Origin of the sequence: Rhizobium sp. Root1334 (assembly GCF_001426665.1) — a bacterium.
Classification (GTDB): Bacteria; Pseudomonadota; Alphaproteobacteria; order Rhizobiales; family Rhizobiaceae; genus Pararhizobium.
The window spans coordinates 178,103-198,869 of record NZ_LMEY01000029.1; the positions used below are offsets into that span (position 1 = coordinate 178,103).

23 protein-coding genes are annotated in these 20,767 nt (G+C 60.8%); 4 read left to right on the plus strand and 19 right to left on the minus strand.

Going from position 1 to position 20,767, the window contains the following annotated elements:
- Window positions 1–53: 53 nt before the first annotated feature.
- The 3 genes from ASD36_RS25725 to ASD36_RS25735 are packed head-to-tail and all read right to left on the minus strand — an operon-like array spanning window position 54 to window position 1,852.
- Window positions 54–623 (minus strand): histidine phosphatase family protein, encoded by a 570-nt coding sequence (locus tag ASD36_RS25725; RefSeq protein ID WP_060502698.1) that lies wholly within the window; start codon window positions 621–623, stop codon window positions 54–56.
- Window positions 624–661: 38 nt separating this feature from the next.
- Entirely contained in the window at window positions 662–1,117 is a 456-nt protein-coding gene (locus ASD36_RS25730; protein ID WP_060502697.1) for a cyclic nucleotide-binding domain-containing protein, read from the minus strand.
- 51 nt (window positions 1,118–1,168) lie between these two features.
- Entirely contained in the window at window positions 1,169–1,852 is a 684-nt protein-coding gene (locus tag ASD36_RS25735; RefSeq protein ID WP_037097252.1) for a response regulator transcription factor, read from the minus strand.
- Window positions 1,853–1,994: 142 nt separating this feature from the next.
- On the opposite strand from ASD36_RS25735, the gene ASD36_RS25740 reads away from it, so the two are divergent.
- The gene (locus tag ASD36_RS25740) at window positions 1,995–2,546 is read left to right on the plus strand and encodes a L,D-transpeptidase family protein (RefSeq protein ID WP_060502696.1); all 552 of its coding nucleotides are present in this window, start codon (window positions 1,995–1,997) and stop codon (window positions 2,544–2,546) included.
- Between the two features lie 17 nt (window positions 2,547–2,563).
- Here the strand turns inward: ASD36_RS25740 and ASD36_RS25745 are convergent, their stop codons facing one another.
- The 7 genes from ASD36_RS25745 to rplS form a co-directional block, all read right to left on the minus strand.
- Window positions 2,564–3,076, minus strand: coding sequence for a histidine phosphatase family protein (locus ASD36_RS25745; RefSeq protein ID WP_060502695.1), 513 nt, complete (start codon window positions 3,074–3,076; stop codon window positions 2,564–2,566).
- A gap of 81 nt (window positions 3,077–3,157) precedes the next feature.
- Window positions 3,158–3,970 (minus strand): methyltransferase domain-containing protein, encoded by an 813-nt coding sequence (locus tag ASD36_RS25750; RefSeq protein WP_060502694.1) that lies wholly within the window; start codon window positions 3,968–3,970, stop codon window positions 3,158–3,160.
- A gap of 126 nt (window positions 3,971–4,096) precedes the next feature.
- Entirely contained in the window at window positions 4,097–5,506 is a 1,410-nt protein-coding gene (gene leuC, locus ASD36_RS25755) for a 3-isopropylmalate dehydratase large subunit (protein WP_060502693.1), read from the minus strand.
- A 312-nt stretch (window positions 5,507–5,818) separates the two neighbouring features.
- A complete protein-coding gene (locus ASD36_RS25760) occupies window positions 5,819–6,634 on the minus strand; it encodes an amino acid ABC transporter permease (RefSeq protein WP_060502692.1) in 816 nt (271 codons plus the stop codon).
- Window positions 6,635–6,644: 10 nt separating this feature from the next.
- Window positions 6,645–7,442, minus strand: a complete 798-nt coding sequence (locus tag ASD36_RS25765; protein WP_060502691.1) for a transporter substrate-binding domain-containing protein — start codon at window positions 7,440–7,442, stop codon at window positions 6,645–6,647.
- A gap of 157 nt (window positions 7,443–7,599) precedes the next feature.
- Window positions 7,600–8,424 carry a class I SAM-dependent methyltransferase gene (locus tag ASD36_RS25770; RefSeq protein ID WP_060502690.1) on the minus strand — a complete coding sequence of 275 codons (825 nt, stop codon included), beginning with the start codon at window positions 8,422–8,424 and terminating at the stop codon, window positions 7,600–7,602.
- Between the two features lie 91 nt (window positions 8,425–8,515).
- Entirely contained in the window at window positions 8,516–9,058 is a 543-nt protein-coding gene (gene rplS / locus ASD36_RS25775) for a 50S ribosomal protein L19 (RefSeq protein ID WP_037097235.1), read from the minus strand.
- Between the two features lie 304 nt (window positions 9,059–9,362).
- Between rplS and ASD36_RS25780 the strand changes: the two genes are divergently transcribed.
- Entirely contained in the window at window positions 9,363–10,109 is a 747-nt protein-coding gene (locus ASD36_RS25780; protein ID WP_060502689.1) for a sulfite exporter TauE/SafE family protein, read from the plus strand.
- A 10-nt stretch (window positions 10,110–10,119) separates the two neighbouring features.
- Here the strand turns inward: ASD36_RS25780 and ASD36_RS25785 are convergent, their stop codons facing one another.
- Window positions 10,120–10,713 carry a TetR/AcrR family transcriptional regulator gene (locus tag ASD36_RS25785; protein WP_060502864.1) on the minus strand — a complete coding sequence of 198 codons (594 nt, stop codon included), beginning with the start codon at window positions 10,711–10,713 and terminating at the stop codon, window positions 10,120–10,122.
- Window positions 10,714–10,862: 149 nt separating this feature from the next.
- On the opposite strand from ASD36_RS25785, the gene ASD36_RS25790 reads away from it, so the two are divergent.
- A complete protein-coding gene (locus ASD36_RS25790) occupies window positions 10,863–12,086 on the plus strand; it encodes an MFS transporter (protein ID WP_060502688.1) in 1,224 nt (407 codons plus the stop codon).
- Window positions 12,087–12,178: 92 nt separating this feature from the next.
- On the opposite strand, the gene ASD36_RS25795 is transcribed toward ASD36_RS25790, so the two are convergent.
- The 7 genes from ASD36_RS25795 to ASD36_RS25825 all read right to left on the minus strand — a co-directional run bounded on the left by ASD36_RS25795 (window position 12,179) and on the right by ASD36_RS25825 (window position 18,448).
- On the minus strand, window positions 12,179–14,080 hold the full coding sequence (locus tag ASD36_RS25795) for a diguanylate cyclase (RefSeq protein WP_060502687.1): 1,902 nt from the start codon (window positions 14,078–14,080) through the stop codon (window positions 12,179–12,181).
- Window positions 14,081–14,207: 127 nt separating this feature from the next.
- Complete coding sequence (trmD, locus tag ASD36_RS25800) at window positions 14,208–14,888, minus strand: tRNA (guanosine(37)-N1)-methyltransferase TrmD (protein ID WP_060502686.1); 681 nt, start codon at window positions 14,886–14,888, stop codon at window positions 14,208–14,210.
- A gap of 3 nt (window positions 14,889–14,891) precedes the next feature.
- Complete coding sequence (rimM, locus tag ASD36_RS25805; protein WP_037097225.1) at window positions 14,892–15,455, minus strand: ribosome maturation factor RimM; 564 nt, start codon at window positions 15,453–15,455, stop codon at window positions 14,892–14,894.
- Between the two features lie 93 nt (window positions 15,456–15,548).
- Complete coding sequence (rpsP, locus tag ASD36_RS25810; protein ID WP_060502685.1) at window positions 15,549–15,911, minus strand: 30S ribosomal protein S16; 363 nt, start codon at window positions 15,909–15,911, stop codon at window positions 15,549–15,551.
- Window positions 15,912–15,975: 64 nt separating this feature from the next.
- The gene (locus ASD36_RS25815; RefSeq protein ID WP_037097220.1) at window positions 15,976–16,278 is read right to left on the minus strand and encodes a chorismate mutase; all 303 of its coding nucleotides are present in this window, start codon (window positions 16,276–16,278) and stop codon (window positions 15,976–15,978) included.
- 13 nt (window positions 16,279–16,291) lie between these two features.
- Window positions 16,292–17,854, minus strand: a complete 1,563-nt coding sequence (gene ffh / locus ASD36_RS25820; RefSeq protein WP_060502684.1) for a signal recognition particle protein — start codon at window positions 17,852–17,854, stop codon at window positions 16,292–16,294.
- 264 nt (window positions 17,855–18,118) lie between these two features.
- Complete coding sequence (locus ASD36_RS25825; protein WP_060502683.1) at window positions 18,119–18,448, minus strand: nuclear transport factor 2 family protein; 330 nt, start codon at window positions 18,446–18,448, stop codon at window positions 18,119–18,121.
- Window positions 18,449–18,598: 150 nt separating this feature from the next.
- On the opposite strand from ASD36_RS25825, the gene ASD36_RS25830 reads away from it, so the two are divergent.
- Complete coding sequence (locus tag ASD36_RS25830; RefSeq protein ID WP_060502682.1) at window positions 18,599–19,600, plus strand: MBL fold metallo-hydrolase; 1,002 nt, start codon at window positions 18,599–18,601, stop codon at window positions 19,598–19,600.
- A gap of 56 nt (window positions 19,601–19,656) precedes the next feature.
- Here ASD36_RS25830 and ASD36_RS25835 read toward each other — a convergent pair whose 3' ends face one another.
- Window positions 19,657–20,073, minus strand: coding sequence for a GFA family protein (locus ASD36_RS25835; protein ID WP_060512033.1), 417 nt, complete (start codon window positions 20,071–20,073; stop codon window positions 19,657–19,659).
- Window positions 20,074–20,767: the final 694 nt, after the last annotated feature.

Here is a 20,767-nt window from a genome sequence, read left to right on the forward strand (position 1 = left end):
AAAAGAAACGGCGATCTGGTCCTGGCACAAGCGCCGGTCTTTTTCCGGTCTTGCTATTCGATCAACGTCACCTGCCCATGCTCCAGGCAGTAAAATCCATCCTGCGGCACCGGCAGTTCCAGCATTTCACGGCGGGACAGCCCGAGGTAGACGCCCCTGATCAATCGCCCGGTGAGCCCGTGTGAAACGGCGATCACCGGCGTGGATATTCCAGAGAGCCAGCTGTCGACGCGTGCACAGGCACTGTCGAATGTCTCGCCATCCGGAGAACGGAAGTACCAGTCGAACGCATCCGCTCCCTCAAGCACGCCCGGATATTCGACGTCGATCTCGTATAGCGTCATGCCGTCCCAGCAACCGGTGGTCACCTCCATCAGGCGGGCGTCCTCCCGGGCAGGAAACGAAACCGTCAGCATGATGCGCGCGGCCGTCTCCTGCGCGCGGCCAAGCGGGCTGACGTAAAACTCAAATGTAATGCCATTCGCGCCGATTTCCTGCGCCAGCCGCGCAGCTACCCGATCCGCCTGAAGAATGCCGCGCGGCGTCAGCGGCGAATCCTTCTGCCCCTGGAAACGCCCAAGCGTATTCCAGACGGTTTCCCCATGGCGGAGAAGGTAGATCATGCGGGATATCTTTCGCGACGAGTGATCACCGCCGAGCTCTACCCGAATTTCGGCGCCAGCCTCTGCATGGCGTCGATCATCGCCTGCAGGTTAGCCTTGATCCGGCCTTCGACAACAACGGCGACTTCCGGATATTCCTCGAGCATGCGGCGGAACAGCGGCCGGTTGATGCGGATGACTTCGCTATCTTCCTCGGCGGTTGCAGTAAACTTGCGCTCGACGAACGAGATCATCGCCAGCTCGGAGAGAAGCGTGCCACGCCCGACTGTATCCACCACCTCGACGCTGCCATCGACCAGATTGCGTGTCAGCGTGACGGAACCACTGGCAATGGCAAAGGCGCAATCGGCCGGCGCGCCCTCGCGAAACAGCTGCTGGCCCCTGTTCAACCGGCGCCGCTCGGCACCGAATGCGATCAGCCGCAACTTGTCGTCATCGATATCCGCAAACAGCGGCACGAGGGACAGAAGGGTGATATCGTCGTTCAGCGACAAAGGGATACCTCTGAGCGGGCATGACACCAGATGGGACCACGCCCCATGTCGTTAGGGAACTATCTTGTAGCCGCCATTCTCTGTCACCAAAATCTCCGCATTGGAAGGGTCGCGCTCGATTTTCTGGCGCAGCCGGTAGACATGGGTCTCCAGCGTATGGGTGGTAACGCCGGAATTGTAGCCCCAGACTTCTTCCAGAAGCACGTCGCGGGTGACGACCTTCTGGTCGGCGCGATAGAGATAGCGGATGATCGCCGCTTCCTTTTCGGTGAGCCGGATCTTCTGGCCGTTCTCCAGCGTCAAAAGCTTCTGGCCCGGCTTGAACGTATAGGGACCGACGGTGAACGTCGCGTCCTCGCTCTGTTCGTGCTGGCGCAACTGTGCCCGGATGCGGGCGAGAAGCACAGCGAAGCGGAACGGCTTGGTGACATAGTCGTTGGCGCCTGCCTCAAGGCCAAGGATCGTATCGCTGTCGGTATCATGCCCCGTCAGCATGATGATAGGCGGCTTGAAGCCGCCCTTGCGCAGGAGCTTGACTGCCTCGCGGCCGTCCATGTCCGGCAAGCCGACATCCATCACCAGAAGGGCGATCTGATTGTTGCGGGCGGTGTTGATGCCCTTGGCAGCCGTCGATTCCTGCAGGATGGTGAATTCCTCATAGAGGGCAAGTTGCTCCACCAGTGTTTCACGCAGGTCGTTGTCGTCATCGACGAGAAGAATGGTGCGGGCCGACATTCGTATCCCTCCTTGCTTCCGGTTGAAACTAACCCAATCGATGCTTTTGACAAGCAGCGGGAGCTTTCACCCGTTTGTTACATATTGTGTAGTGCTATGGTTATGTTTCAGATCACGGACAACGCAAAAAACTGTGAGTAAAATGCGACGAAAACCCCGCAAGGCCGCAAATTGCGCCCGCACCATCACCGTCAGACCCAAACCCGGAAATCGCACCAGAGCCCTCGTCACTTTCGCCGGACGCACCGAGGAGGCCGCCATCGGCCGCAGTGGTATCACCGCGCGCAAGCGCGAAGGTGACGGCGCCACCCCGATCGCCGCCATGCCCCTTATCGGCGGCTATGTCCGCCACGACCGCATCACCAAACCGCCAACAGCCCTGCCACTGCGCTTCACGCCCAAAAATCTGCTGTGGTGCGACGAGCCCCGCCATGCCCTCTACAACCGGCCCGTGGACGCGCCGTTCAAGCCGAGTCATGAAAAGATGCGCCGCGATGACAACCTCTACGATGTCTGCCTGGTGATGGACTGGAACGTGATGAGCCGCAAACGCTATGGCGGCTCGGCCATCTTCTTCCACCTCGCCAAGCCGGGTTACACGCCGACAGAAGGTTGCGTCGCGGTGAGCCTGCCAGCGATGAAACGGCTGCTGCGGTTCATGCGGCGCGGGACTGTGGTGCGAGTGACGCGATAAGGGCTTGGCAGAAAACGTCACGCCGGCTGGGGCGTGACGAACCGCTCGAGGTAACCGTTTTCCGGCGTAATATCCGCCCAGCTCGCCACCGGGAAATCAATGACGGCAAGCGCTGCTGTCGGAAATTTAGCGCCGAGCCGCGCCATGGCATCTACCTCTCCATCGCCACAGAGCAGCGCCGCCGTTTCCTCGATCTCCGGATTGTGGCCGACGAGAACGATCACTTTCGCTTCGGTTCCCGCCGCGCGGAGCGCGTTCACCAGACGCTCCGGCGTGCTGTCGTAAAGGGAGGTGTCGAAGCGCTCAGGGATACCAGCAGCAAAGGCCCGCCGCGCCAAACCCCAGGTTTCACGCGTGCGCAGGGCGGGAGAAACAAGCGCGAGATCTGGAACCAGGCCTTCTCGCGCCATCAGGCCGCCCATGAACGCAGCGTCCTTGCGGCCACGCTCCGCCAGCGGCCGGTCGTAGTCGTCCACGCCTTCGGGACGGGCAGACTTCGCATGGCGGAAAAGAAGCAGGCGGCACGTCATTTGGAACTTTCCTTGTTGCGGCAACGCCTGGCACCGTTCGCGGTGTGCCGAACCGGATGGTGCCCGAAGTCCGTCAGCTGATTAAGGCATTGCCGTGACGATATGCGCGCGGATAGGGCCTTCGATAGCTCCGTCGCCAAACTGCCGCCTCAGCCCTGCGGCAACGGTTTCGGTCACATCCTGCAGCTTTCCGGGCGCACGCGCCTCGATCTCGACAGCCAGCGGGTTGCCCTGACAATAGGCCGTCGCCGCATCGAGCGCCGACCGGGCATGGCTGACACAGTCAACCGTCTCGATCTGTACCGACGAGAACCCGGCCGCCCGCACATCCGCAGTGATCGCGGGAATGTCGTGATATCCATGCGGTGTCCGCTCCATGAAACGCGGCGGATCGTCCGGAAACAGATCGCGCAGGGTTTGCGTGACATTCAGGACGAATGCATTGCTCTGGATGACATCCCAGACACTGAAGAGATAGCGCCCGGCAGGCCTCAAAACGCGCCGGGCTTCGCGGTAGCCTGCGATCCTGTCTGGAAAGAACATCACGCCGAATTGGCACACCACGGCATCAAAACCCTGATTGCCGAACGGCAACGCCAGACCATCAGCCTGCTTCCAGGTCACGCGGTCATCCGCACCCTGACCGGCGATTGCCAGATCAAGCATCGGCTGGTTGAGATCCGTGGCGACGATCAGCACGTCACGCCCGAGCCGGGCCGCCATGGCGCGTGTCAAAACACCAGTTCCAGCGGCGATTTCGAGCACGTCGCGCGGTTGAGACATGGCAACACGCCCCGCCATCTCCTGCGCATAAGGTTCGAAGATCATCGGCACAAAAAGCTTTTCGTAGATCGCCGGCATGCCCCCGGCAAAGACCTTGTCCGCGCCAGTCATGAGGAGACTCCCAAACCGTGAGGCCACTCTCCCAGCATACACCCCCAAACAAAAAGGCGGAAGCACCGCTTCCGCCTTCGTTGGTTCTGGCCCCCGGCGTAAGAACGCCGGGAGATAAACCCAAACTTACTTCCAGTCGCGAATGTCGACGAAGTGTCCGGAAACCGCGGCAGCAGCGGCCATCGCCGGCGACACCAGATGGGTGCGGCCCTTGAAGCCCTGGCGGCCTTCGAAGTTGCGGTTCGAGGTCGAGGCGCAACGTTCGCCCGGCTTCAGGCGGTCATCGTTCATCGCAAGACACATCGAGCAACCCGGTTCGCGCCAGTCGAAACCGGCTGCCTTGAAGATCTTGTCGAGGCCTTCGGCTTCCGCCTGTTCCTTGACGAGGCCGGAGCCCGGCACGATCATCGCTGAAACAGTCGAGGCCACGGTGCGGCCTTCGACAACCTTGGCGACTTCACGCAGGTCCTCGATACGGCCGTTGGTGCAGGAGCCGATGAAGACGCGGTCGATATTGATATCGGTGATCTTCGTGCCCGGCTTCAGGCCCATGTAATCAAGCGCACGCCACTTGGAGGTACGCTTGTTTTCGTCGGTGATGTCGTCCGGGTTCGGCACGATGCCCTGAACCGAGATGACGTCTTCCGGCGACGAGCCCCAGGAAACGATTGGCGGCAGGTCGGCGGCATTCAGCACGACAACGCGGTCGTAATGCGCACCTTCGTCCGTCTGCAGCGTCTTCCAGTAGGCAATCGCCTTTTCGAGGTCTTCGCCCTTTGGCGCACGCGGCTTGCCCTTGATATATTCGAAGGTCTTTTCGTCCGGCGCGATCAGGCCGGCGCGAGCGCCGCCTTCGATCGTCATGTTGCAGACGGTCATGCGGCCTTCCATCGACAGGTCGCGGATGGCTTCGCCGGCGAATTCGATGACGCTGCCGGTGCCGCCGGCGGTGCCGATTTCACCGATGATGGCGAGGATGATGTCCTTGGCGGTAACGTGTTCCGGCAGCTTGCCATCGACACGCACCAGCATGTTCTTGGCCTTCTTCTGGATCAGCGTCTGGGTGGCGAGCACATGCTCGACCTCGGACGTGCCTATGCCGTGCGCCAACGCGCCGAACGCGCCATGCGTCGAGGTGTGGCTATCGCCGCAGACGATGGTCATGCCAGGCAGGGTAAAGCCCTGTTCGGGGCCGACGATATGCACGATGCCCTGGCGGATATCACTGGCCGAATAATATTCGACGCCGAAATCGGCGGCGTTCTGAGCCAGCGCCTCGACCTGAATGCGGCTTTCCTCGTTCTTGATGCCGAGATGGCGATCCGGCGAGGTCGGCACGTTGTGGTCGACGACGGCCAAGGTCTTCTGCGGAGCCCGCACCTGACGGTTCGTCATGCGAAGGCCTTCGAACGCCTGCGGGCTCGTCACTTCGTGAACGAGATGGCGATCGATATAGAGAAGACAGGTTCCGTCATCCTGTTGATCGACCAGATGGTCGTCCCAGATCTTGTCGTAGAGGGTACGCGGTGCGCTCATGGCTGTGCATCCATTGTGAAGAAGTTCGGGCATTGTGAAGAAGGAAAGTTCCGGCAAAAGGCGCCGGCCACCCGGCCGGGGTCAAGCCCCAGCGGTCAAATAAGTCGGCTGCTAAGGGCGCCGCAAACGCACGCAAAAAACCGTGCCGGCAGACGCTTGTGGTCCTGCAGCACGACAATTTTCTGCTCGTAACATCCGAATTTGGATTCCATGGAGGCGGATATAGCAGTTTTGTGAAGGCTCGGCAATTGGCGAGATGGGTGTCGCGCTCTCCCCCTTCTCCCCTCGGGGAGAAGGGGAAACAGCGATTGCTTACCCCCTCTGCCCCTGCCGCATCTTCTGCTCCAGCCGCCGCAGCGCCAGCGATAGCCCGACCGTCAGGATCAGGTAGATATAGGCGACGATCGAATAGGTCTCGAAGAATCGGAACGAACCCGACGCATAGATCTTGCCCGCCTGGGTGATATCGGCGACGCCGAGCACCGACACGAGGGATGAGTCCTTCACCATCGCCACGAAGTCGTTGCCGAGCGGCGGCAGGATGACGCGGATTGCTTGCGGGAACACGACGAGCCGGAAGCGTTGATAGCGCGACAGGCCAAGCGCCTTGGCGGCCTCGATCTGGCCCTTGTCGACCGACAGGATACCGGCGCGAAAAACCTCGGCGATGAAGGCGGAATAGCCGATCGAGAGCGCAATGATCGCCCGCCACATCAAGGACAGGTCGCGCACCACCATCGGCTGCATAACCTCTGCCGAAATCAGCGGCGACAGGACGAAGTTGATCGCCACCACCAGCGCCGGTGCGCCGGCAAAGGCAATGTAGAAGAGAAGAACAAGGATCGGGATGCCGCGGATCACCTCGGTATAGAACCGGGCGATCTGGCGCAGCGCTGCCCGGTCTGACAGCGCCATCAGCGCGATGCCGAGCCCCAGCACCGTCGCAAAGAAGAAGCCGACCAGAGTGACGAAAATGGTGATGCCGATCCCGGCTGATACGATGGTGAAGACCTGGCGGTAAACGCCACTGGAGATGATCACCACGGCCAGCGCCACGGCGATCACGGCAAGGGCGACCAGCCACCAAGGATAGTCGCCCTTCTCTGAATTGTCGTGCGCAGGCGTCATCGGGCGGGGATCATTCGCCCATCTTGTAATCGACGAACCATTTCTGGTTCAGCTTGTCGAGCGTGCCATCCGCCTTCAGCGCTGCGATGGCGGCATTGACGGGGGCAACAAGATCCGAGCCCTTCTTGAAGATGAAGCCGAAATCCTCGGTGCCAAGCGGCCCGCCGACGACCTTCAGGCCACCCGCCGAGGAATCGACATAGCCCTGGGCCGCGACGCTATCGGTCAGCACCGTATCGACATCGCCAGCCTTCAAGGCCTGCACCGTCGCGCCAAATGTCTCGAATAGCTTTATGCGTGGGTTCTGTTCGTTGCCATCCAGTATTTCATAGACTGCCGTATAAAACGGCGATGTACCGATCTGCGCGCCAATCAGGCCGTCAGTAAAGGCGCCAAACGTCTTGGCATCGGTGAAACGAGCCTCGTCGCCACGCACCAGCATGAACTGCTGCGAGCGCATATAGGGATCGGAGAAATCCACCTTGGCCTTGCGCTCGTCCTTGATGGTGATGCCGGTCATGCCGATATCGTACTGGCCGTCGGACACCGCCTGAATCATCGCATCCCAGCTGGTGTTCTGATACTCGATCTTGAAATTCACCCGTTTGGCGATTTCTTCCATCGCGTCATATTCCCAGCCGATCGCCTTACCGCTCTTCGGATCGACGAACTGGACCGGTGGATAGGCATTCTCGGTCACCACAATAACGGTGCGCCCTGCCAGATCCGGCAGATCGGCAGCGGCAGCGGTGAAGGGCGCAAGAACAAGGGCGGTCAGGCCGGCGAGAAGGATGCGGCGGGAAAACATGGGTGGCTCCTGAATTGTGGCGACCGGAACGTGTCACAGAAGCCAGCGGGCTGGCAAGGGCCACGGCTTCGCCTCCGCCAGCAAAAATTGGAAAGGCCCGGCCTATCCGGTTGAATTTACGAAAAATCCTACCGGATACCCCGTCTACTCCATAAACTCAGCGAACTTTTGTCGCGCCGATCGAAAACGACAGCGGAATACGCGGTAGTCCCGGTACCTGCTCGAACTGGTCTTCGCCGATCTCCACCATGCCCGGATAATGCCGCCAGACGAGGATTTCGTGCTCGTTGAAGAAATCGAGCGCCAGCCCGGCCTGGAGGAGCGCATTGACTGTATCGCTGACCGGGTGCAGCCATTCATACATGCGCTGATGGGTTAGCGGCCGTTCATCACCGGTATAGGTGTGGGTTTCTTCAAACAGCAGCGGCTGTTCGGCAGGCGTGCGCCAGCTATAGGTCAGCGACAACCGGCCATCCTCCGCGCCTTCGTATTGGTACATCTGCGGATGCCCGTCGAGCAGGTAGAGACGGCCACCCGGCCGCAACAGGCTGGCGACGACTTTGGCCCATTGAAAGATATCCGGCAGCCAGTGAATGGCGCCCCAGGTGACGAAGACGATGTCGTAGGTTCGGTGTTCCAGCGCCGCCGCCGCATCATAGACCGAGGCCTCGACAAAAATCGCCTCCGTCCCGGCCCTTTTTGCAAAATCTCGCGCGGCGGCGATGGCCACCGGTGAAAAATCAAGCCCGGTAACCGAGCCCGCGCCCAGATGCTTGAGGCTCAGCGTATCCAGCCCGATATGGCATTGCAGGTGGACAATGTCCTTACCAGCGATGTCGCCGATCTCGCTTGCTTCCAGCGCATGCAAGGAAGAGCCGCCTGAAATCACCCGGTCGATCCGGTAGCGGCCTGTCGTGTCCGTCGCGTGCAGCCCCGCCCGGTCGTCCCAGTTCAGCCGGTTGGTTTCGATATAGTCGCTCATTCCATTCTCCCCCCAGAGAATTCCCCTGCTATCAAACAGAAAAAGGCGGCCCGAAGACCGCCTTTTCCAAACAATCCCGATGGATTGAAACTTATTCTGCTGCCGGCTCGGCTGCTGCTGCAGCGGCTGCTTCTTCAGCGGCCTTGGCTGCTGCGGCTTCGGCTGCTGCCTTTTCGGCGGCCAGAGCCTGTGCTGCTGCGACCTTTTCAGCTTCCAGACGTGCCTTTTCTTCGGCAACGGCTGCGCGCTCGGCGTCGTTCAGCTTGCGGGCGCGGGTGCCGGTATCTTCAACGATACGAGCCGACTTACCGCGGCGATCGCGCAGGTAGTAGAGCTTGGCGCGACGGACCTTACCGCGGCGAACGATCTCGACACCCTCGACGAGCGGCGAGTAAACCGGGAATACGCGCTCGACGCCTTCGCCGTAGGAAATCTTGCGGACCGTGAAGCTTTCGTTGATGCCACCGCCGGAACGGGCAATGCAAACGCCTTCATAGGCCTGGATACGGGTACGGGTGCCTTCTGTCACGCGAACGTTGACGCGGACGGTGTCGCCTGCCGAAAATTCCGGAAGCGTGCGCTTGGCGGCAATCTTGGCGGCCTGTTCGGCTTCCAGCTGCTGGATGATGTTCATGGGTCTAACCTTCTCAAGTTCTTCTGCAACAGCCAGAGCGCTCGATCGAACCCGTTGGACCTGACCTCGGATGAGGCGCCTCAAGGTTTTGTTTCTCGGGGAGAAACAGGAGCGAATTCACCATTCTTTGTTTTCGGCTGACGGGATTTCTCCCGAACCGGTCGGGCGAATACACCAAAGCACAGCGTTTGTCATCCCCGGGCGGCAAAAATTCTCCATGCCACAAGCTGGCGGAAGATGATTTCCGCGTCTTGCCGCCAGTGACCCTGCAGGCTATGCCGGATTCTATCGCTGGAGGAGCGTCATGTCCATATCCACTGCCATTCTGCTGTTTGTCGCAGGGTTCCTGTCGAGTGCCGTCAACGCGGTGGCTGGCGGCGGCACCTTTCTGACCTTCGGCGCCATGACGCTGGCTGGCCTGCCGCCGATCGTCGCCAATGCCACGTCCTCCATCGTCCAGTTTCCGGGCTATGTCACGTCGGCCATGGCCTATTCCAAGGAAATCTGGGCGGACCGCCGCGAGGCCGCCATTCTGGGCGTCCTGTCGCTGATCGGTGGCCTGGGTGGCGCGCTGATCCTGCTATCGCTATCCAATCCCTCGTTCCGGGCGCTGGTCCCTTGGCTGTTGATTGCAGCGACGGCGATCTTTGCCGCCGGCCCGCTGCTGCGGCCGAAGTCGGCAGTGGACGGCGCGCCGATCGGGCCGGTGGGATTGCTCAGCCAACTGGCCACCGCCATCTATGGCGGCTTCTTCGGCGCCGGCATGGGCATCATGATGCTGGCCGTGCTCGGCCTGTCGAAGGGCGGCGACTATCACCGGCTGAACGCGCTGAAGAACTTCCTGGCCATGGTCATCGCCGCCGTCGCCATCGTCGTCTTTGCCGGCGGCAACGTCGTCGGTTGGCTGCATGCCGCCGTGATGATCCCCGGCGGCGCGCTCGGTGGCTATGCCGGTGTCTGGCTCGCCCGCCGCGTGCCGCAGGCGCTGATCCGTGGCCTCGTGGTCGCCGTCGGCCTGCTGCTGGCAGTCTATTATTTCGTCACGGGTTGAGACGGCGCCGTCACGCCTGCTTCAACCGCAAGCCTTCGAGCAAGGTGCGAAATCCCTGCACCGCCCGCCTTGAGGTCTCTTGTGGATCCCCGGAATTGGCGATCCACAGGGCGGCGTTGATACTGGCGCCGTTGATCAGCCGCGCGGTCACTTCCTCGTCGACATCAATGATCTCGCCGTCCTGTTTCAGCTGACTCAGACTTTGGCTCAGGGCCGCGATGCAGCCGTTGGTCGTCGGCCATTGCGAGATGTCGCCGAGCACGGCCGGGCCGTCGCGGAACATGATGCGCTGGATTTCCGGTTCCAGCGCCATCTCGATATAGGCCGAACATTCTTCGACAAATCCCTGCCAGCGTGTCGGGGCGGCGGCTGAGACCCTGTGCAAGTGCTCCGTCATTTCCGCATCGATTTCCCGGATGACCGCCTGCAACAGGCCCTTCTTGTCACCGAAATGATGATAGAGCGCGCCGCGCGTCAGGCCCGCCGCCGCCGTGAAATCATCCATCGAGGCTTCCGCATATCCGACGGTGCCGAAGGCATGGCGGCCCGCCGCAAGCAGCTTGGCACGCGTTTCGGCAATCATTTCCGGGCGAGGCTTAATGATCCTGACCATACGGGCTCCTGCTTCACATACGCAGCGTATTTATTTTTACATACGTCCGTATTTTAATTGACATACGCCATGTATGCAACCACGTTAAGACATACGCCACGTATGTAGGTGGCCTGACCGGACAATTTTAGGAGCCTCCGATGTCCAACCCATACAAGGAAATATTCAGCGTGCCGGGGGCCAAGGGGTTTTCCGCGGCCGGCTTCCTCGCCCGCTTGCCGCTTGCCATGGCACCGATCGGCATCGTCGCCATGCTGTCGCAGACACGTGGTGACTATTGGGTCGCCGGTGCAGTTTCGGCGACCTTTGCGCTGACCAATGCACTGGCAGCCCCGCAAATCTCGCGTCTGGTCGACCGGTTCGGGCAAAGCGCCATCATCGTGCCGAGCACCATCGTCTCGGTCGTCGCCTTTGCCCTCCTCATCCTGTCGGCCAATCAGGACTGGCCGGAATGGACCCTGTTCGCCTCGGCCTTTCTCGCCGCCGCCATGCCCAGCATGCCGGCCATGCTGCGGGCACGCTGGACGGAAATCTTTCGTGGCCGCCCGGAGTTGAATACCGCGTTTGCCTTTGAATCCGCCGCAGACGAATTGGTCTATATCGCCGGCGCCTCCGTATCGGTTGGTTTGGCCGTCTCGTTGTTTCCCGAGGCCGGCATGCTGATCTCAACGTTCTTCCTTGCCTTGGGCACCACCGCCTTTGTCCTGCAGCGATCGACCGAACCGGCGGTCCGCCCGGTCGAGACAGGAGTGGCGCAGACATCGGCCATTCGCCTGCGCTCCGTGCAGATCATCACGCTGGCGCTGATCTTCGTCGGTTCGATGTTCGCAACGGCCGAGGTCACCACCGTCGCCATGACCAGGGAGCTTGGCCAGCCGGGCGCCGCCAGCTTCGTCATCGGCGTCTATGCGATCGGCTCGTTCGTGGTTGGCCTCATCCTCGGCGCCCTCAAGCTGCGCACGCCGTTGCACAGGCAGCTGCTGATCGCCGTCAGCGTCCTGGCCGTGACAGCCCTGCCGCTGCTGATCGCCGATACAATACCACTTCTAGCCCTTGCGGTCTTCGTCAGCGGCATCGCCATCTCGCCCACGTTCATCACCGCCTTTGGCCTGATCGAACGCCGGGTGCCGGAATCGATGCTGACGGAAGGCATCACCTGGGTCATGACCGGCATTGGCATCGGCATGGCGCTTGGCGCATTTCTGGCCGGCCTGGTTGTTGATATGTTCGGCGCGCAAAATGGCTTTTGGCTCTCGGTCGCGGCCGGCGTAGCGGTGGTCATCATCATCGCCCTGGGCCAGAAAATCCTTGCAGGTGGCAGGCCGCAAGCAGCCGGTGATGCGTTGGCCCAGGCCGCCGAATAATCCGGCAAAAGACCATGGCGCGCCGATTGGTGCGCCATGGTGGTCATGATGAGGACAAGAAGTGCTCGCCGGAAGGCAGGCCCGGATAAACTCTAGGTCCGCGTGAGGCGCTCCGGCCGTGCCTCGAAACCGCTGGCCTCCACCCGGTTTCGCCCCATTTTCTTGGCCTGATATAGCGCTTCATCCGCCCTTTCGACCAGGTCTTCAGCCGACGTCACAAGCGTACCGGCGTCGAAGGTCGAAACTCCGATGCTTGCGGTGACAACATTGAATTCGCTGCCGGCATGGACAAGCGCCCGCTGCTGCAAGGCAGCCCGAAATGCCTCGGCAAGATCGAGTGCTACCGCCCGGTCCGTCGCCGGAAGCACAATGGCAAACTCTTCCCCACCGTAGCGCGCGACCAGATCACCCGGGCGATTGGCAATCGCATTCAGACATGCGCTCACATGCTTCAGGCAGGCATCGCCCGCCGGATGGCCATAGGTATCATTGTAGGACTTGAAGCGATCGACATCGATCATCAGCAGGCTGAGCGGTGCTACCGTCCGCTGCGCATTGGCGCATTCCGCCGCCAGTGCTTCATCGAAAACGCGGCGGTTTGCCAGACCGGTCAGTCCATCGGTCTCGGCCAGATCCCGCATCTGCTCGGCAAGCTGCCGCAGTGACAATTCGGCATGTTTCATCGCCGTAATATCGGACACGACTACCAGGGCCGAGCCATCCTGCGTCAGGCGCGTCCGCAGGCTGAGCCAGCGATTGTCGGACAACGGGATTTCGGTGTCGCGGGTAAAATGCAGGCCCTTGGCGGTATTCTGGATCCAGACTTCACTGACATCCTTCGCTATATCCTTGCGTTCGCCATTGCGGGCGGATGCGCGCATGATGTCGGTAATATGAGCCCCGGGTTGCCGGGCATAGGCCGAGAGCGGGAATGCCGTCCGGTATCTCTCGTTGCAGAACAGCAGGTAACCATGGCGGTCAAACATCGCCAGCCCGTCCGACATTTCGGCCATTGCCTGAGACAGGAGGTTCCGGCTGTCGAGCAATTCGCGCTCAAGACGCTTGTGCTGGGTGATGTCCCGCGTCACGCCAGCCAAGCCAACCGTGTCGCCATGCCGGTTCTTCAGCACCACTTTCGTCGTTGAAAACCAGCGCGTCGCGCCCGTTTCGTCGTCGAGCGCCTCTTCATGATCAATCAGCGGCTCACCCGAACCCATGATCTGCTGTTCGGCCTCGAACAGGCGCTGGGCCCGCTCCGGCGGCGCCAGATCAAAATCCGACAAACCGACCATGTCCGACGGTTTCTGGCGGCCGTGTTGATGGGCGACATTCAGATTGGTCATGACGAATCGGCTGCGGGGATTTTTGACATAGTGAAAGTCCGGCGCCTGAGTCAGTGCCGCGCGCAGCAGATCCCGCTCGAGCGTCGACCGGTGGACATAGGTCATGACCGTGCCGGATATGGCTGCCGCCACCATGTTCAGGGAGGCCGTGATCAGGCTCATCTGGTACATGATCAACGGTGTATCAGGTTTTGAAAACACAAAGATCAGGATGCTCGACGTGACCGGCAGGATGAAAACGGTTGCCGCAACGCCTTTTGGCTTCGACGCGTGTTTTCCCAGGGCGAAATGCGCAGCGAGAAAGACTGCCGATACGATGGTAATACCGATGACGCCGTTGATTGCGCCGGCACCGCCCATGACCAGCCGAAATGCCATCGCCATTGGTGCCGTGATGGCGATCGCCAGCGGCCCACCGAACATTGCCGAAATCGCCAGCAACGAGCTTCTCAGGTCAAACCGGATGCCGCCGTCGAACTCGACCGACAAAAGCATGGTGATGACGACTCCAAGGCCCATCACCGCCCCGAAGCCAAGCTTCAGCTGAATTTTGGAGAGACCGTAGAAACGGTAATACAGGTGCATCCAGAGCGAGATCAGCAATGCTACTGAAGCCAGATTGCCGACCAATACCTGCCAGGCTGATGTCATTTCGTTCGTTGCCGTCTTAATCGAATGGACGACACATATCATCAAGACGTTACATAAAGCTTATGCCGGGCAAATACCCAAATACCGGGCAGACACCCGCCACACCTCTGAGACAATCGGACTGACGCTATTTCCGCAGCAGGTCCGGCCGCCTTTCCGCCGTTAGCCGCCTGGCTTCGGCTTCACGCCATTTGGCGATATCGCCATGATGACCGGATGTCAGAACCGCCGGGATTTCTTGGCCTTCGAACACCTGCGGCCTTGTATAGTGCGGATGCTCCAGCAGCCCACCTTCAAAACTCTCATGCACGCCGGAGAGATCATTGCCCATGACGCCGGGCAGGATACGCACGATGGCGTCGAGCAGGATCAGTGCCGCCGGCTCGCCGCCGGACAGGATATAGTCGCCGATCGAAACCTCTTCGAGCTTCCGTCCGTCGATGACGCGCTGATCGACCCCTTCGAACCGGCCGCAGACGATGATCGCGCCGGGCCCGGCTGCCAGTTCGCGTACCCGCTCCTGCGTCAAGGGCTTGCCGCGCGGGCTCATCAACAGCCGGGGGCGGTCGTCGCCGTCGGATGCGTGATCGATGGCCTTGGCCAGGATATCGGCCCGCAGCACCATGCCGGCACCGCCGCCGGCAGGGGTGTCATCGACGGTGCGGTGCTTGTCCTCGGCAAAATCGCGAATCTGCAGCGTATCGATCGCCCATTGGCCACGCTCCAGCGCCTTGCCGGACAGCGAATGGCCAAGATGCCCCGGAAACATGTCCGGGTAGAGCGTCAGGATGGTGGCGCGGAAGGGCAAGTCTTACTTCGCCTTCGGCTTGAACTGTTTGGTCGGATCCTCGTCCTTGTCGTCGGTCAGACCGGCCGCGAGCGGATCGACCAGCATCGTGCCGGCTTCCAGGTCGATTTCCAGCACCGACCATTCGGTAAAGGGGATCAGCACCGGCCGCTTGCCGGGGCCCTTCAGCTCAAGCAGATCGCCCGCGCCAAAGTCGAACACGCCGGTGACAGTGCCATAGCTTTTGCCGTCGGCATCGAGCGCTTCCAGCCCTTCCAGATCGGCGTAGAAGAATTCGTCTTCATCGAGATCGTCGTCCGGCAGGTTGTCGCGTTCGACATAGAGCTCCAGCCCGTTCAGTGCCTCGGCGGCATTGCGGTCGTTGACGCCGCGAAACCGCACGACGACGACGTTCTTCGCCTCGCGCACTTCCAATACCTCGAACGAACGGCCGTCCTCGGCGTGCAAATGGCCATAATCGCCGATGGCGGTCGGTTCCTCGGCAAAGGATTTGACGCGCACTTCACCGCGCAGGCCCTGAGCGCCGCCGATCGTTCCCATATGGACAGGGTTTTTGAGTTTGCTCATTGCCGGGTCACTCTCCAGATCAAGCCCTTCGCATAAACGAAAACGGGCGGCATGAAAACGCCGCCCGTCTTTAAAAACACGCTGACGCGTGGCTTATTCGGCAGCAGCGGCGGCTGCGTCTTCAGCCTTCTGCTTGGCTTCGGCGATACGCTCGAGAGCCTTCTTGCCTGGCAGGCCCTTGGTCGGGTTCGAGCGGGCTTCGCGGGTAGCAACGCCGGCTTCGTTGAGGAAGCGCAGAACGCGGTCGGTCGGCAGCGCGCCGTTCGACAGCCAATGCTGGATGCGCTCGATGTTCAGTTCAACGCGCTTTGCGTCGTCCTTCTTGAGCATCGGGTTCCACGAGCCGACCTTTTCCAGGAAACGGCCGTCGCGCGGCGAACGCACGTCAGCGATAACGATCTGATAGAACGGGCGCTTCTTGGAACCACCACGGGCGAGACGAATTTTCAGTGCCATGTTTTGTACTCCTTGAGATATCCAACCGCCTGGGGCGGTGTTTTTGTGTATGCGTTAAAGCTGATCAATCCTTGAGATCGGCAGCGATTGCTTCATGATGCCGGATGACTTCGTGGATGATGAAGTTCAAGAACTTCTCCGCGAAATCCGGATCCAGATTGGCATCCCGCGCCAGATGGCGCAGGCGTTCGATCTGGTATTCCTCGCGCGCCGGATCCGCCGGCGGCAAATTGTATTTGGCCTTCAGCACGCCCACTGCCTTGGTGCAGCGGAAGCGTTCGGCCAGCATGTGCACGAGCGCCGCGTCGATATTGTCGATCGACTGACGGTAGCCCGAGAGTTCCTGTTTGACGGCGGGATCAATCATACCGGTCCAGTCCTCACTTCTTCTTCGGCAGTCCGGGAAGCCCCGGGAATCCGCCACCGAGACCCGGCAACTTCATGCCGCCGCCCAGACCGGGCAAACCACCGCCACCCATGCCCTTGCCGAGGCCAGCGGCCTCCGCCTGCTTCTGCAGGGCTTCGAGCTGCTTGGGGTCCATCTTCGACAGATCGGGCATGCCGCCCATTCCGCCGCCCATGCCACCAAGGCCCATCTTGCCGGCAAGACCGCCCATCATCTGCTTCATCATGCCGCCCTTGCCCTTGCCGCCCATCATTTTCATCATGTCGGCCATCTGGCGGTGCATTTTCAGCAGCTTGTTGATTTCGGCCGCATCGGTGCCGGAACCGGCCGCGATACGCTTCTTGCGGGAATGCTTGAGAATATCCGGGTTGGCGCGCTCTGCCTTGGTCATCGAGGAGATGATGGCGAGCTGGCGGCCGAACATGCGGTCGTCGAGACCGGCAGACGCCATCTTGTCCTTCATGCCGGCCATGCCGGGCATCAGGCCCATGATGCCACCCATGCCGCCCATCTTCTGCATCTGGCCAAGCTGATCAGCGAGATCGTTCAGATCGAACTTGCCGGACTTCATCTTGGCGGCCATGGCCGCTGCCTTCTCGGCATCGATGTTTTCGGCAGCCTTCTCGACCAGCGAAACGATGTCGCCCATGCCGAGGATACGGTCGGCGACGCGTCGCGGATGGAACTCTTCCAGCTCCGACATCTTTTCGCCGACGCCGATCAGCTTGATCGGCTTGCCGGTGACGGCGCGCATCGAAAGGGCTGCACCGCCGCGGCCATCGCCGTCCATACGGGTGAGCACGAGACCGGTAATGCCGACGCGCTCATCGAAATTGCGGGCGAGATTGACGGCATCCTGACCGGTCAGCGCATCGGCGACAAGCAGGATTTCATGCGGATTGGAGCGGCGCTTGATTTCCGCCATCTCCAGCATCAGCGGCTCGTCGATATGCGTGCGGCCGGCGGTATCGAGAATGACGATGTCATGGCCGCCGAGCTTGGCAGCCTGGACGGCGCGCGCAGCAATATCGGTCGGCGACTGGCCGGCAATGATCGGCAGTGTATCGACGCCGGTCTGCACGCCGAGCTGGCGAAGCTGCTCCTGGGCTGCCGGACGGCGCGTGTCGAGCGACGCCATCAGGACTTTCTTCTTGTCACGCGACTTCAGGCGAAGGGCGATCTTGCCCGTCGTCGTCGTCTTACCCGAGCCCTGCAGACCGACCATCATGATGACGACGGGGGCCGCGGCATTCAGATCGACCGGCACGCCTTCCGATCCGAGCATGGCGACCAGCTCGTCGTGGACGATCTTGACGACCATCTGGCCCGGCTTGATCGACTTCAGGATTTCGGCGCCAACGGCCTTTTCACGGACTTTGTCGGTAAACGAACGAACAACTTCGAGTGCGACGTCGGCTTCCAGGAGCGCGCGGCGAACCTCGCGCAGGGCAGCCGAGACATCGGCTTCCGACAGCGCGCCACGGCCGGTCAATCCATTCAGAATGGATCCAAGGCGGTCCTGGAGACTTTCAAACATCGCTTCATCCTTGTCGTTTCAGGGCTTTTGCTTCGCCCGAAACGTTGTGCTTTTCCATGACGAAAACAAGACGCAAAGCCAAAAAGCACCCGAGGGCGCATCGCGCTGTCGGATGTTGACCTCCAGGATCTCCGCAAGGGGTCCGGGTCGGCGGCTACAAGTCTTGTTCTTGTCGCAGATTGCGGGCGGTAAACACGATATGGTCGGCAAAGTCAAGGCGAGACGGCAATTTCACCGCCCCAACTGCCTGCCCGCAAGCCTTTCTCAGGCATCCCGGCCGAAATAGACCTCCACCGAAGCGATACGGTCGCCATGAAACCGGATGATCTCGACATTGCGAAATGCGCCGCCGTCCCGCTTGTCAGCCCGGTAGCGCACCAGCGCCTCGTTGTCCTCAAGCGAAATGCGTTCGATGTGAATGGCGCTAAAGGCCGGCGGCTGCGGCCAGCACCGCTCGAAATACGTGGCCTTATTAATATGATCGTCGTTCGGACTGGAAAAGGTGAAATCCTCCGTGAGCATGTCGGAGACCTCGTCCTTCCGGTTGGCCAGATAGGCTGCGAAGAGCCCACGAACGGTTGCTTCCCTGTCCATCTTACCCTCCACGAACGGATTGCATTGCGGAACTGAGTTATAACCCAAACGACGGTCCGGCGCCAGAAACCGGCATGCCGCCGCCCAATTGAAGGGAGAAATGCAAGGCCCCATGTTAAGAAGCGAAACCGGTGCAACGAAAGAGCTGCAGTGAGCCAGATCCGAAATCCCTACTATACCGGCCCCATCTCCGATCATTTCGACGGCACCGTCTTCTTCAACCCCGAGGGCGAAGCACCACTCGGCTTTCGCGAGTTGATGCGCTGGCAGTTCGGAGGCGGACGTAGCATATGGCCCAAGACTGTCCGCAGTCCCTTTCCACAGGCGAAACCCGATAGTCGCGTCGGTGGTGATACCCTACGCATCACTATGATCGGCCATGCCTCACTGCTGATCCAGGTCTGCGGCCTCAATATTCTGACCGACCCGGTCTGGTCGCAGCGCACCAGTCCGTTTTCCTTCATAGGCCCCAGACGCGTCGTCGCGCCCGGCATCGCCTTTAAAGACCTGCCGCCCATCGACATCGTGATCGTTACCCATAATCACTATGATCACCTCGATCTCGCCACGCTGAAACGGCTGCATGAAGAGCACAGCCCACACATCGTCACCCCGCTCGGCAACGATACGATCATCCACCGCGCCCTTCCCGAAGCCAAAATTTCCGACATGGACTGGGGCGACCAGACTTCCTTCTGGGATGACATCACCATCGATTGCGAACCCTGCCACCACTGGTCGGCACGTACGTCCCAGGACCGCCGCATGGCGCTCTGGGCCGCCTTCGTGATCTCGACACCATCAGGCAAAATCTACCATGTCGGCGATACCGGCTTTCACGACGGCTTCAACTACCGGGCCGCTGCCGCCAAACACGGCGGCTTCCGCCTCGCCAACCTGCCGATCGGCGCCTATGAGCCACGCTGGTTCATGAGGGCGCAACACCAGAATCCGCAGGAAGCCGTCGAAGGCATGCGGCTGTGCAACGCTTCCTATGCCGCCGGTCACCATTTCGGCACCGTGCAGCTGACCAATGAGGGGATCGAGGCACCGGTTCAGGCGCTTGAGGTTGCCTTGAAGGATCAGGGCGTAACGCCGGAAAAATTCCGGCCACTCAGAGCAGGCGAAGTATTCGATGTACCGGCCGTTTAGGTTCAGCGTCCCTTTCCCCGCCGCCGGGAGAAGAAGGAGACCGGCGCCACGGCCCGTCACCCCTCGGGAAATTCCCGATACTGCGGCAGATTATCGGTAATCTCATACCATGGCGCCTTCGAGCCGACGAAAATATGCGCCGTTGGCCGGATCGTCGGCGCATCCACCAGCGTGCCCATAGGAACATGGGCATAGGCACCTTCGCGTACCACCGAATAGACCAGTGACCCGCAAGTACCGCAATGCACGTCATGGTTCTCATCGGGTTTTCCGTAGATCGACATCGCTTCCGCGCCCTTGATGAGTTGAAACCGCTCACGCCTGATCCCGGCAATCGGCTTAAAAGCCGACCCGGTCGTGCGCCGGCAGTTGGAACAGTGACAATTCATTGCATATTCGAAGGCGTCGTCGACTGCATATTCGACGGCACCGCACATGCACTTCCCGGTGAGGAGGGGCGAGGTTTCAAACATGGCATCTCTCCGTAAGCATCAGCGCCCAACAATCAGCATGACCCGCGCCCGCCGGGACCGCGACGCCTTGACCACACCAGTAAGCAGCTTCCAACATTTTTTCATCCCCGCAAATCCCCGCGATCAAAACCTGTGCCATCATCATTGCGTCCTGTCATCGGCGAGACCGCTAGGCGTAGCGGTGAGACAGGGCCGGTGCNCCCTCCCGTCTGCAAAATGGCGGGGCGTGCCTGTGAGGCACACATGAGGACCGGCGAGCGGTATTGCGACAGCAATATCTTTCCTGACGCGGCGGCAACGTCAGCGTCAGCCCGTATCAAAAGGGCGCCGCCATCCCCGCAGAGAAACCGGAGTTGCCCATCGTCGAATACTGAACGGGGCGCTGGAAGGCGTCATATACTTACTTTGTCCCGGCACTTTCCAGCGCCCCGGCCAAGTAAACAACAGAGAAAACCACGGCGGATTTTCCGGGCGTGGNACTGAACGGGGCGCTGGAAGGCGTCATATACTTACTTTGTCCCGGCACTTTCCAGCGCCCCGGCCAAGTAAACAACAGAGAAAACCACGGCGGATTTTCCGGGCGTGGCTTGAAGTGTTGCGGGTTTCACCTCCCCCTTGAGAGGGAGGTCGCCGCAGCGCAGCGGATGGGGGGCGACCTCCGCGAACACGAAAGGCAATTGTGTCTGCCGCAAAT

Coding starts and splice junctions, on each gene's coding strand:
- ASD36_RS25725 (WP_060502698.1), bottom strand. CDS start 623: ATGATCTACCTTCTCCGCCATGGGGAAACCGTCTGGAATACGCTTGGG.
- ASD36_RS25735 (WP_037097252.1), bottom strand. CDS start 1,852: ATGTCGGCCCGCACCATTCTTCTCGTCGATGACGACAACGACCTGCGT.
- ASD36_RS25740 (WP_060502696.1), top strand. CDS start 1,995: ATGCGACGAAAACCCCGCAAGGCCGCAAATTGCGCCCGCACCATCACC.
- ASD36_RS25745 (WP_060502695.1), bottom strand. CDS start 3,076: ATGACGTGCCGCCTGCTTCTTTTCCGCCATGCGAAGTCTGCCCGTCCC.
- ASD36_RS25750 (WP_060502694.1), bottom strand. CDS start 3,970: ATGACTGGCGCGGACAAGGTCTTTGCCGGGGGCATGCCGGCGATCTAC.
- leuC (WP_060502693.1), bottom strand. CDS start 5,506: ATGAGCGCACCGCGTACCCTCTACGACAAGATCTGGGACGACCATCTG.
- ASD36_RS25760 (WP_060502692.1), bottom strand. CDS start 6,634: ATGACGCCTGCGCACGACAATTCAGAGAAGGGCGACTATCCTTGGTGG.
- ASD36_RS25765 (WP_060502691.1), bottom strand. CDS start 7,442: ATGTTTTCCCGCCGCATCCTTCTCGCCGGCCTGACCGCCCTTGTTCTT.
- ASD36_RS25770 (WP_060502690.1), bottom strand. CDS start 8,424: ATGAGCGACTATATCGAAACCAACCGGCTGAACTGGGACGACCGGGCG.
- rplS (WP_037097235.1), bottom strand. CDS start 9,058: ATGAACATCATCCAGCAGCTGGAAGCCGAACAGGCCGCCAAGATTGCC.
- ASD36_RS25780 (WP_060502689.1), top strand. CDS start 9,363: ATGTCCATATCCACTGCCATTCTGCTGTTTGTCGCAGGGTTCCTGTCG.
- ASD36_RS25790 (WP_060502688.1), top strand. CDS start 10,863: ATGTCCAACCCATACAAGGAAATATTCAGCGTGCCGGGGGCCAAGGGG.
- ASD36_RS25795 (WP_060502687.1), bottom strand. CDS start 14,080: ATGACATCAGCCTGGCAGGTATTGGTCGGCAATCTGGCTTCAGTAGCA.
- rimM (WP_037097225.1), bottom strand. CDS start 15,455: ATGAGCAAACTCAAAAACCCTGTCCATATGGGAACGATCGGCGGCGCT.
- rpsP (WP_060502685.1), bottom strand. CDS start 15,911: ATGGCACTGAAAATTCGTCTCGCCCGTGGTGGTTCCAAGAAGCGCCCG.
- ASD36_RS25815 (WP_037097220.1), bottom strand. CDS start 16,278: ATGATTGATCCCGCCGTCAAACAGGAACTCTCGGGCTACCGTCAGTCG.
- ffh (WP_060502684.1), bottom strand. CDS start 17,854: ATGTTTGAAAGTCTCCAGGACCGCCTTGGATCCATTCTGAATGGATTG.
- ASD36_RS25825 (WP_060502683.1), bottom strand. CDS start 18,448: ATGGACAGGGAAGCAACCGTTCGTGGGCTCTTCGCAGCCTATCTGGCC.
- ASD36_RS25835 (WP_060512033.1), bottom strand. CDS start 20,073: ATGTTTGAAACCTCGCCCCTCCTCACCGGGAAGTGCATGTGCGGTGCC.